The sequence below is a fragment of the Phenylobacterium sp. genome (genome assembly GCF_030651755.1).
In the GTDB taxonomy this organism is placed as follows: Bacteria; Pseudomonadota; Alphaproteobacteria; order Caulobacterales; family Caulobacteraceae; genus Phenylobacterium.
In genome coordinates, this window is record NZ_JAUSBZ010000083.1 from 1 (window position 1) to 8,442 (window position 8,442).

The window sequence follows — 8,442 nt, forward strand, 5'->3', positions numbered from 1 at the left end:
ACCCCCGCTGGGCGGCCTGGTGGCCCAACCCCGCCGACCGGCTGGTGGTGGGCGCTGATGAGGATCCTCTGACCGCCCTGGTGGGCTTCCTTCGGGCCCGCAGCGCCGGCGCCCTGCGGGACGCCTCATGACGCCGTTCCAGCTCGCCGCGCCGGGCTTCCTATTCCTGCTGGCCCTGATCCCCGCCCTGCTGGCGTGGCGAAGGTGGCGTGGCCGTGCGCCGGTCTGGCTGACCCCCTATGCCGCAGCCTGGAACCCCCGCAGCCAGATCCCGACGGCGCCCTGGCGGATGGTCGCGGTCTGCCTGGCCATCGCCCTGCTGGCGCTCGCCCTGGCCCGTCCCCAGCGCACGGACCAGCGGCAGGAGGTGGTCTCCCGGGGCTATGACCTGATGCTCGCCATCGACCTTTCCACCTCGATGCTGGCCGAGGACTATGTGGGACCAGAAGGGCCCATCAATCGGCTGGAGGCGATCCGGCCGGTCCTCCAGACCTTTGTCACTGAGCGGCCCAACGACCGGATTGGCGTGGTGGTGTTCGCCGCCCGCGCCTATACGCTGGCCCCCCTGACCACCGACCACGCCTGGCTGGAGGATCAGCTGGCCGCCATTCAGATCGGGCTGCTGGACGACGGCACCGCCATCGGTGACGGCCTGGCCATCGCCCTGGCGGGCCTGGAGAACGCGCGGGACGCCGACGATGAGGCTGTGGGCAAGTTCATCATCCTGCTTACCGACGGCGCCAACACCAGCGGCAGCCTGACCCCGCCCCAGGCCACGGCCATCGCCCGCCACCGAGGCACGCCGGTCTACGCCATCGGGGCCGGGCGCAACGGCATGGTGCCCTTCCCCATCTTCGACAATCAGGGCCGCCGGGTTGGCACCCGTCTATTCCCCTCGGCCCTGGACATCGAGGCCCTGCAACAGATGGCGCAGGAGACCGGGGGTCGCTTCGCCCAGGCTGGCGACGTCCAGGCCTTGAACGAAGCCTTCGCCGCCATCGACGCCGCCCAGAAGACGGCCTTCAGCACCCGCACCCGGGTGGTCACCACCGAACTCTTTCCCTGGCCCCTGGCCGCGGGCCTGGCGAGTCTGCTGCTGGCCGCGCCGGTTTGGGGCGGCTTGAGCGGCGGCCTGCGCCGCAGGCGGCTGGCATGAGTTTTCTGTGGCCCCAGATTCTGTGGCTCGCCGCCCTGGCGCCGGTCCTGGCCGCCCTGGAAATCCTGTTGTCGCGCCGCAGGGACCCCACGGGCGCGTGGCCGCAGATCCGGCGCGGGGCGGCCTCCGGCGGGCGCGTGCGTTTCGACGGCCGCGGCGGCGGCTCCTGGCTGGCCTGGCGGTTCTGGTTGGCCTTTCTGATGATCGTTGTCGCCCTGGCCCGGCCCCAGTGGGGTCCGGCGGCCCTGACGGCGGGAGACCAGGCGCCGGGCGAAGTGATCATCGCCCTGGACCTGTCGCGGAGCATGCTGGCGAGCGATGTGTCCCCCAGCCGCCTGGCGCGGGCGCGAAGCCTGGCCACCCGCCTGGTTGATGATCTGCCGGACCGGCGCATCGGTCTGATCGGTTTCGCCGGAACCTCGCACGTCCTGGCGCCGGTCAGCGAAGACCGCGCCATATTGGGCGCCTATCTGCCGCGGATGGGGCCAGAGCACATGCCGGTCCCCGGCAGCGACTTCGCGGCGCTGCTGGACCTGGCCCTGACCAGTTTCAGCCCGGCTGACCAGGGGCGGGTGTTGGTGATCCTCACCGACGGCGAGGCCGAGCCCGGTGACTGGCGCGAGCGTCTGGCCGAGCTGCGCGGGCGCAACATCAGGATCATCGCCGTGGGCCTTGGCACCGAGGCGGGCGCCGCCCCCGTGGGGCCTGGTGGCCGGCCCATCACCTCAGCCTCCGGCCAACCCATCATCTCGAGGCTTTCGCCGGCGACCCTGAGCGAACTGGCGAGCGCCACCGTGGGCCAGTCCTTGCCCCTCGCCGAGGCCGCCGGTCTTGCGGATCTGGTCCGTACCGCCAGCCTGACGCCGCCCGACAGCACGGGCGTCATCGATGGTCGGCCTGTGGCCCTGGCCGATCAGTTCGTGTGGTTCGCCCTGGCGGGTCTTGTCCTGCTCATCTGGAGCGCCGCGGTGGAATTTCCCGCCCGCCCGCGCCTGCGCCGCCGGCGCGTCCAGGCCCTGGCCCAGGCGGTCCTGGTCGCCCTGCTTGGCCTCGCCCTGCTGCCGCTCGACCGCTCCCTGGCCCAGGGTCCCCTGCTGACCGAGGCGGACCTGCAGGGGGAGGAAGATCCCCTGCTTCAGATGCGCAGCCTGGCCGAGGAACTGGTGGCCAAGCGGCGGCTGGCCGCGCCGGACTATCTGCGCATCGCCGAGGTCGCCACCCGCTATGGGGAAATCCACCGGGGCCATGGCCACGCCCTGGAAGACGGGGTCATGCGCGATGGGCTGGTGGCCGCGGGTCAGGGCCGACGCCTCGCGCCCGATCTCGCCGACTGGGCGGCCATTGAGGCCAGGCTGGAGCACCTTCTGACACCCCCGCCCTCCGTTCCAATGGACGATCCTGGCCCCGCCGACCCGGCCAACGAACCCATGGGCGCCCAGGGCCAGCAACCTGTGGCCGGCGAAGACGCCCGTGACAGCGGCGGCGATGGGCCCCCTGAGGATGAGCAGGCGCCGACGGCCGGCGAGCAGGGACTGCAGAATGTAGGCGGCTCGCAACAGGACGTGTTTGACCCGTCGGAATGGAGCAATCCGACCCTGGTCCAGCCGCTCAATGAACTGCGCCGCCTGCGCGCCGAGGATTCTCCAGCCGAACTCTTCCAGCGCCTGCGCGCAGCGAGCGCACGCCCCCGACCGCCAGGGTCACAGACATGGTGAGCCTGCCGCGCCTCGCCGGCGTCCTGCTGGGCCTCGCCGCCCTCTGGGGCGCGCCAGCGGTCGCCCAGGGGGTCACAGGCGCCTTCGAGGCGCCGGCCAAGCCGCTGTGGGCCGGTGAGGTGTTCGAGCTCACCCTGGCCTGGACCGTCGACTGGAACACCTTCGGCAATCTGGAGGGCGATCTGGAATGGGCCTCTGAACCCCTGGTGGCGGAGCCCTGGGGCGCGCCGGCCCTGCGCAGCCCGCCGGCGCCTGGGGCGTCGCGCGCCGTCATCGAGTTCAAGACCCGCGCCATGGCCCTGCAACCGGGCCTGACGCCCCTGTCGCCGGCGCGCCAGGTCATGCGCCTGCAAACCGGGGTGGTCGATATGGAAGAGTATCAAAGGGCCATCACCGAGACGCGGACCATCGAGAGCGAGCCGCGCCTGTTCAATATCCGCCCCCTGCCCGCGGCCCCGCCCGGCTTCACCGGCGCCGTCGGGCGATTCTCGGTCACCTCGACCGTGGAGGCCGAGGAGATCCGCGTCGGCGAGAGCCTGACCTGGACCGTCACCCTCTCGGGGACCGGCAACTGGCCAGGCATCCGCGGCCTTCCGGCCCGGCAGGTCTCCCGGGATTTCGAGGTCATCGGCGAACCTGAACTGGCCGAAGACGAGGGCTCTGGCCTCTTCGAGCGGACTCTGCGCGAAAGCGTCGTCCTGGTTCCACAGCGGGCCGGGCGCTACGTTCTGAGCGACTTCGAGATGGTGATCTTCGACCCCAGGACGGGCCGCTATGAGAGAGTGCGGGCGCCGGCCCTCACGCTAGATGTCCTGCCCGGTCCCCATGGCGACCTCCTGGCGTCTGAACCGACATCGCCAGCCGACCCTGGTGAGGATGAGGCGCGCCTGCCGCCCATGCTGAAGGGCGAAGGGGCGGCGCTGCCCCCTCCCGCCGGCGCCTTGTGGACCGCGGCCCTGTTGGCGGTTCCGATCGCGCTCGGCGGGCTTTGGGGTCTCTTGGCCCTTTGGCGGGCCTATCGGACCGATCCCTACCGGATCGCCCGCGCCGCCCATCGCCGACTGACCGCGACGCTCGCCGGCCTGGGCCAGGCGCCTGATGGCGCCCAGCGGCGCCGGGCCATACGCGCCTGGCAGGCCGACTCCGCCCTGCGCTGGCGTCTTGGCCTCGCCGCGCCCGCCCCTGAAGCCTTCGCCGATCCCCGCTGGTCGCGCCTGTGGGCCGAGGCCGACCATTTCCTCTACGCCCGGGCCGGCGCGCTCCCCGCTGACTGGACAGACCGCGCCCGTCAGGCGCTTTCTGAGCTCGGGCCACCGCCGCCCTTCAAACCGGCCACGGCCCTGCGCCGCCCCAACCTCTTCCCCATGGCCGCAGGCCTGGCCGGTGTGATCCTGATGTTCCTGTGCGGCCCGACACTGGCCCAGGACATGAGCGCCCCAGCCCTGCGTCAGTCCGTGGCCGAATCCCCCCGGGACTGGCGGGCCCGTCACAACCTGGCCGTCGCCCTGGCGGCCCAGGATCGGTGGGAAGAGGCCGCCGGCCATGCCGCCATCGCCTGGGTGCAACAGCCCCAGGACCCGCAGCTGCAGCGGCTCTGGCTGATGACCAGCGCCAAGGCCGGCTACAGCCTGGAGCCGGGCGCCAGCGTGCCCCGGCCGCGGGACTGGCGCGGACAGGCCATGGCCATCGCCTCACCGGCGCTCTGGCGCTGGATATTGATCGGGCTGGCCTGGCTTGGGGCGGCGGGCCTCGCCGCGGCCCTCTATGCCCGCTACCGGCCGACGCCCTATCTGGCGGCGGCGGGCCTCACCCTGGCCAGCCTCGCCCTGGCGGGGAGCGCGGTCTGCGTCTTGGCCCTGTCAGCCTACGGGGTCCTGGCCAGTGACCGCGCCGTCCTGGTCTGGGGGGCGGGTCCCCTGAGATCCCTGCCCGTCGACACCCCAGTCGAGAGCGCCGAAATCCAGCTGGCCGGGGGAAGCGTCGGTCGGGTCGACAAGGCCTATCTCGGCTGGCGGCGGGTGCGGCTGGCCGATGGCCGCGCCGGCTGGACGCGGCAGGAAAACCTGCTGTGGGTGTGGACCGCGCCCAACTAGAGCGCGTTCCGATAAGTGGGAACCGGCTATCGGGACGAAACGCGCTCAAGACTTAGAGTTTAGAGCCTGATTCAACGATCAGACGATTCCGTCTGATCGTTGAATCAGGCTCTAGCCGACGGCCAGCCCACGTAGAGCAGGCTGGCCGCATCTCCTACTCGGGTCGGCGGACGGCTTTCAGCTCAGGCGGCGGCGTCGGGAACGCCCCAAAGGCCGTCAGGCGGAAGCAGTTCAGCCCCGCGCTGGACCGCGCCGCCGGCATAGTCATTGGCCAGCCAGGTCGGGCCATCAAGATCGACGAAGTCGGCGTGACGGGCCACATGGAAGGCCGGGGCGATCGACATGGACGACGAAACCATGCAGCCGACCATGACCCCAAAATCCATGGCGCGGGCCTGCGCCAGCAGGTCCAGGGCCTCGGTCAGACCGCCCGTCTTGTCGAGCTTGATGTTCACCACCTGATAGCGATCCTGCAGTCCCGGCAGATCGGCGGCCACATGGCAGGACTCATCGGCGCAGATTGGCGCGCAGCTCTCGAAGCCGACCAGATCGCCGTCATCGTCGGCCGACAGGGGCTGTTCGATCAGGGCGACCTTCAGATCGCGCAGCACAGGCTGAAGCCGCGCCAGAATTTCGATGGTCCAGCTCTCATTGGGGTCGACGATCAGGGCGGCGTCCGGCGCCGCAGCGCGCACAGCCGCCAGACAGGCGGCGGGATCGTGCTGGTCAACCTTGACCTTGATCAGGGTCGCGCCGGTCATCCGTGCGGCCGCCTCCCCCATCGCCTGGGGAACGTCCAGGCTCACGGTCAGGGCGCTCACCAGGGGAAGGAGAGGACTCTGGCCGAGGGTTTCGGCGACCGCACGGCCGGCCAGGCGGGCTTCAAGGTCCCACAGGGCGCAGTCGATAGCGTTGCGGGCGGCCCCGGGACCCAGCCGATCAGCCAGGTCCCTGCGGGTCAGGCCGCGGGCGAGGTCGGGACCCAAGGCGTTCACCTGGGCCAGGACCGACTCGATCGTCTCGCCGTACCGGGCGTAGGGCACGCCTTCGCCGCGGCCCTGTCGGCCGTCCTCGATCAGGGTCACGGCCACCACGTCAGCGGCGGTCTTGACCCCGCGGGAAATCCGGAAGGGCGTGCTTAGCGGCCAATGTTCTGCGCGGACTGAGACGTTGCGAAGCATTCCACCAACCTGTCGACGATCTGATCCACGCCCATGGCGACGGGATCCTGGCAAGGAAGATTGAAGCGCGCGGCGGTCTCGTCACAGAGGCGGCGCGCTTCGTCGGGGGCGAAGCTGGAGGTGTTGAAGGCGATTCCCACCGGCGTCACCCCCGGATTGGTCAGGGCCGCGGAGGCGAGGTTGGCCTCCAGGCAGTCCTTCAGGTCCGGGAGGGCGCGGCCAGTGATACCACGCATATGGGGGCGGCCGGGCTCATGGCAGAGCACGATGGCGTCGGGCTGGGCGCCGTGCAGCAGGCCGAGCGACACCCCGGCGAAGGACGGATGGAACAGGGAGCCCTGTCCCTCGATCAGGTCCCAGCCGCCATCATGACGGGCCGGGCTGATCGCCTCGATCCCGCCAGAGATGAAGTCGGCGATCACCGCATCGATCGGCACGCCGGACTGGGCGATGAAAATGCCCGTCTGACCCGTTGCGCGGAAATCGGCCAGCAGGCCGCGGCCGCGCATTTCCCGCTCGATGGCCAGGGTGGTGTACATCTTGCCCACCGAACAGTCGGTGCCCACCGTCAGGAGGCGGTGGCCGGCCCGGGGACGGCCGTCGCCCACCGCCATCTTCTTCGGCGGCTCGCGGACGTCGAACAGGGACAGCCCCATGCGGGCGGCCGTGGAGACGATCTCCGGATGCTCGGTCAGACGCTCATGCAGGCCCGAGGCCACATGCAGGCCGGCCTCCAGGGCCTTGACGACGTCAGCGACGATGGTCGGCCCCAGCACGCCGCCAGCGTTGGCCACGCCGATGATCAAGGTTCGGGCGCCCTTGGCCGCGGCCTCGGCGAAGTCCATGTGCGGCAGGTTCAAGGTGACCGTACATTCAGGACCCCGATGCTCTCCGAGGGACCAGTCGGGGCGCCAATAGGCGACCCCGCGGGAGGTTTTCACGGAAAGCTCGTTCTGGGAGTTCCCAAGATAGAGCAGGTAGGGCGGCGGGATCATAATCTCTCACTTCGGGCCGGCGCGGCGGTTCTGCCTGATCATCGCTCAACCAGGGCGCGCGCGAAGCTCCAAAGAGGGAGGTCTGTTATAGCCCTGGGTTATGCGCCTGTTGCTGGTCCTGAATGTCAGCCTTCAGCGTATTCACAAAGGCCTTAGACATCTTTGAAAGCGGGCGATCTTCCAGGTATATACAGTATACGCCAAAGGTCGCCGGCTGCGCCAACGGCCGGAAATCAAGGTCAGGCCCAAGATTTTCCCGCGCCGTAAACTCATCCACTATGGCCACGCCGGCCCCATGGCGGACCAGGGCGGCGGCCACATAGTAGGTTTGCACCACGATAGCTTCCGGCCGGTTCAGACTTCCTTGTACGACCTCACTGGCATAGAGGGCGCCGACGGGGCCGCTGCCCGCCAGGCTGATCAGGTCATGTCCGCTGAAGCTGTCGATGCCCAGGCGGGCCGGCGCATTGGGCAAATACTCGCGTCGGTAGAGCAAGACAAGTTCGCCCGTTCCGATGCGAATATGCGCCAGGCGGGGATGGCGCGGCGCGTCATAGGCCACCGCCAGGTCGGCCTTGCGCTCGTAGAGGGCGCGCAGAACGTCCTCGTCATGCAGGGTCTGGAGGGTGAAGGTCACCCCTGGATGCTTCTGGCGAAACTGGGCCACCGCCCGGGGCGCGACCCCCAGCCCCAGGGACGGCAGGACCGCCAGGCCGATATGGGCCGAACCGCCCTTCAGTAGGTTGCGGGTGGTTTCCTTGAGGGACTCGATCCGTGTGTAGATCTCATCCACATCGCGAAACAGGGCATGGGCCTCATCGGTGGGGGTCAGGCGCCCCTTGACCAGCCGAAAGAGCGGGAAGCCCAGGCGGCTTTCGGCGTGCTTGAGCACCTTGCTGACGGAGGGCTGCGAGACATAGAGCGCCCTGGCCGCAGCGCTGATTGAGCCGGCGCGATAGACGGCGTGGAAGACCTCGATGTGCCGCAGGTTCATCGAGGGTAGATTGACGCCACTCGGTTCCATGGCCTTCTCAGACCATACCGCAGTTGGCCTAGCAAGCCATGGCAGGGGCCAATCCACCTCCTGAGGCGCCCAGCTCGCCCTCAGGTCTACGGCTCAAGAAGGTCAAGGGTTCCAGACAGCAAAAAGCCGCCGGACGGGCTACGTACGGCGGCTTTGAGATGATTTGGGTGCGGGGACAGGATTTGAACCTGTGACCTTCAGGTTATGAGCCTGACGAGCTACCGGGCTGCTCCACCCCGCGGCAGATGGTTTGGCGCGTGGAGGTGCGCCGTATTGTG

At 69.6% G+C, this 8,442-nt stretch carries 6 protein-coding genes and 1 tRNA gene; 3 read left to right on the forward strand and 4 right to left on the reverse strand.

The features are described 5' to 3' along the window. The first annotated feature begins 127 nt into the window (after window positions 1-127). Genes Q7V15_RS08005 through Q7V15_RS08015 form a run of 3 tightly spaced genes read left to right on the forward strand, consistent with a single transcriptional unit; the run spans window position 128 to window position 4,964 of the window. Complete coding sequence (locus Q7V15_RS08005) at window positions 128-1,156, forward strand: VWA domain-containing protein (protein WP_304754944.1); 1,029 nt, start codon at window positions 128-130, stop codon at window positions 1,154-1,156. Next, window positions 1,153-2,871 (forward strand): VWA domain-containing protein, encoded by a 1,719-nt coding sequence (locus Q7V15_RS08010; protein ID WP_304754945.1) that lies wholly within the window; start codon window positions 1,153-1,155, stop codon window positions 2,869-2,871. The genes Q7V15_RS08005 and Q7V15_RS08010 overlap by 4 nt, the downstream gene beginning before the upstream one ends. Then, on the forward strand, window positions 2,865-4,964 hold the full coding sequence (locus Q7V15_RS08015) for a hypothetical protein (RefSeq protein WP_304754947.1): 2,100 nt from the start codon (window positions 2,865-2,867) through the stop codon (window positions 4,962-4,964). Before Q7V15_RS08010 ends, Q7V15_RS08015 begins: the two co-directional genes overlap by 7 nt. Before the next feature lie 182 nt (window positions 4,965-5,146). On the opposite strand, the gene dgcA is transcribed toward Q7V15_RS08015, so the two are convergent. The 4 genes from dgcA to Q7V15_RS08035 form a co-directional block, all read right to left on the reverse strand. Next, window positions 5,147-6,145 carry an N-acetyl-D-Glu racemase DgcA gene (dgcA, locus tag Q7V15_RS08020; RefSeq protein WP_304754948.1) on the reverse strand — a complete coding sequence of 333 codons (999 nt, stop codon included), beginning with the start codon at window positions 6,143-6,145 and terminating at the stop codon, window positions 5,147-5,149. After that, window positions 6,103-7,140: an N-acetyltransferase DgcN gene (gene dgcN, locus Q7V15_RS08025; protein WP_304754949.1), complete on the reverse strand. Its 1,038-nt coding sequence runs from the start codon at window positions 7,138-7,140 to the stop codon at window positions 6,103-6,105. Before dgcN ends, dgcA begins: the two co-directional genes overlap by 43 nt. Before the next feature lie 85 nt (window positions 7,141-7,225). Then, window positions 7,226-8,164 carry a LysR family transcriptional regulator gene (locus Q7V15_RS08030; RefSeq protein WP_304754950.1) on the reverse strand — a complete coding sequence of 313 codons (939 nt, stop codon included), beginning with the start codon at window positions 8,162-8,164 and terminating at the stop codon, window positions 7,226-7,228. A 164-nt stretch (window positions 8,165-8,328) separates the two neighbouring features. Then, window positions 8,329-8,405: transfer RNA gene (locus tag Q7V15_RS08035), tRNA-Met, on the reverse strand. Between the last annotated feature and the right edge of the window lie 37 nt (window positions 8,406-8,442).